Below are 2612 nucleotides of genomic sequence, written 5' to 3' on the forward strand. Positions count from 1 at the left end.
GCCCGTCGTTCGGCTCCGACCGGCACCGACCGTCTCGGCTACAAGGCGGACGGCGCCGGAAACCTCTCCACTCTCGTGCAGCAGCTGCACGTGCTCGACGTCGCCTCCGGGAAGATCACCGTGCTCACGCGTGGACGCTCGCACGCCTCCGAGCCCTTCTGGTCGCCGGACGGCACCCGCATCGCCTACTCCGCGAGCGTCGAGGACGATGCGGACCTGACGATGCGGATCCCCGTGCTCGTGTGCTCGTCCACCGACCCGAACAGCCCCCCTGTGCAGGTCAGCGCCGCCGACGTGCAGGCGACGGCGGTGGGCTGGACCCCCGACGGTCGCCACGTGCTCGCGGCCGGGCGCACCGACACCGAGGTCGGCAACGCGGACCTGCTGCTGTTCCCCGTCGACGGCGGAGACCCGCGGAACCTCACCGCCGGCCTCGACCGCAACGTGATGCCCGGTGGTCCGGGCTACCCCGGCGGCATGCCGCAGTTCACGGAGGACGGCGACATCGTGTTCTGCCTTCGCGACAACGGCTACTCGCACGTGTACCGGGTCGCGCAGGACGGCTCCGGTGCCGCGCCTCTCGTGAACGGCACCGCGAACGTCTCGGGGCTGTCGGTCGCAGGATCGTCCGCCGCGATCGTGCTCGCCACACCGGAGTCGTTCGGCGATGTCGCGCTCCTGGACCTCTCCGACGGCACGGCGCGCACCCTCACCGACTACGGCACTCCCGAGTTCGAGCTCGTGCCCGCGGAGGAGCGCCGATTCACGATCTCCGACGGTACGGTCGTCACCGGCTGGCTGCGCCGCGACCCCGACGCCGCTGGCCCGCTCCCGCTCCTGCTCGACATCCACGGCGGGCCGCACAACGCCTGGAACGGGGCAGCGGACATCGCCCACCCTTATCACCAGGTGCTCACGCGACGCGGCTGGGCGGTCCTGACCCTCAACCCCCGAGGAAGCGACGGCTACGGCGACGCGTTCTTCTCGGCGGTATCCGGCGGCTGGGGAGTCAACGACGCGAACGACTTCCTGGAGCCGATCGACGCTCTCGTGTCGGAAGGCGTCGCGGATCCGGCGCGCCTCGCCGTCACGGGCTACAGCTACGGCGGCTTCATGACGTGCTTCCTCACCTCGCGCGATGACCGCTTCGCCGCCGCTGTCGCCGGTGGCGTCGTCACCGACCTGTTCTCGATGGGCGGCACGTCGGACTTCGGCCACTACCTCTCCTCCAAGGAGAACGGCGGTCTGCCGTGGCGCGACGAGGAGCGCATCTCCGCGCAGTCGCCGTTCACGCGGGTCGATCAGGTGAAGACGCCGACGCTGATCCTGCACGGCGCAGCCGACGACCGCTGCCCGGTGGGTCAGGCGGAGCAGTGGTTCACGGCGCTGCGCGAGCGCGGGGTGCCGACCCGTCTCGTGCTCTACCCCGGTGGCTCGCACCTCTTCGTGCTCTCCGGGCCGCCGTCGCACCGCGCCGACTTCTCGCAGCGGGTGATCGATTGGGTAGAGCAGTACGCCCCGCCAGCGGGGAAGCCGGTGCGCGCACGACTCGACGCCCGGCACTGGCAGCAGCGACTGAGCGCCCTGGCCGAGGCGCACAAGGTTCCCGGGGCGACCCTCGGCATCCTCCGTCTCGGGGAGGAGCCCGTGTATGCGCACCACGGCATACTCAACGTGCGCACGGGGATCGAGACCACCGACGACTCGGTGTTCCAGATCGGCTCGATGAGCAAGGTGTGGACCACCTCGGTCGTGATGAAGCTCGTCGACGAGGGCAGGCTCGACCTCGACACCCCGATCGTGGAGTACGTCCCGGAGTTCGCCTCGTCGGATCCCGAGGTCACCCGCACCGTGACGATGCGTCACCTGCTCAACCACACGAGCGGGATCGACGGCGACGTGTTCACCGATACCGGCCGCGGAGACGACACCCTGGAGAAGTACGTCGCGCTGCTCGACGGCATCGCGCAGAACCACCCGCTCGGTGCCACGATGTCGTACTGCAACTCCGGATTCGTGCTGGCCGGTCGGGTGATCGAGAAGATCACGGGTACCAGCTGGGACCAGGCGATGCGCGACCTGTTGATGACGCCCCTCGGTCTCACGCACTCCTGCACGCTCCCCGAAGAGGCCATCATGTTCCGTGCCGCCAGCGGCCACACCGAAGTGGGTGATGACGGACCGACCCTCGCCCCTGCCTGGATGCTCCCGCGCGCGATGGGTCCGGCGGGACTGGTGAACTCCACGACCGCCGACGTGCTCGCCTTCGCCCGCATGCACCTCACGGGGGGACTCGCAGCCGACGGCACGCGGGTGCTGTCGGAGGAGAGCGTGCGACGGATGCAGCAGCGGGAGGTCGACATGCCCGACCCGTACTCCCTCGGCGATGCCTGGGGCGTGGGGTGGATCCTGTTCGACTGGGACGGGCGCCGACTCTACGGCCACGACGGGAACACCATCGGCCAGGCGGCGTTCCTGCGCATCCTGCCGGACGAGCAGCTCGCGGTGACGATGCTCACCAATGGCGGCAACACGCACGACCTGTACGCCGAACTGTTCGACGAGATCTTCTCCGAGCTCGCGGATGTGCACGTGCCGGCGGGCCCCCCCCC

The 2612-nt window shown here is 69.9% G+C and carries 1 protein-coding gene; it reads left to right on the forward strand.

Going from position 1 to position 2612, the window contains the following annotated elements:
* Window positions 1–2612 (forward strand): serine hydrolase (locus DSP71_RS07230; protein ID WP_220151091.1); only part of this gene is annotated, 2612 nt, incomplete at both ends.

The sequence above is a fragment of the Microbacterium sp. H6 genome (assembly GCF_003314775.1).
Classification (GTDB): domain Bacteria; phylum Actinomycetota; class Actinomycetes; order Actinomycetales; family Microbacteriaceae; genus Microbacterium; species Microbacterium oxydans.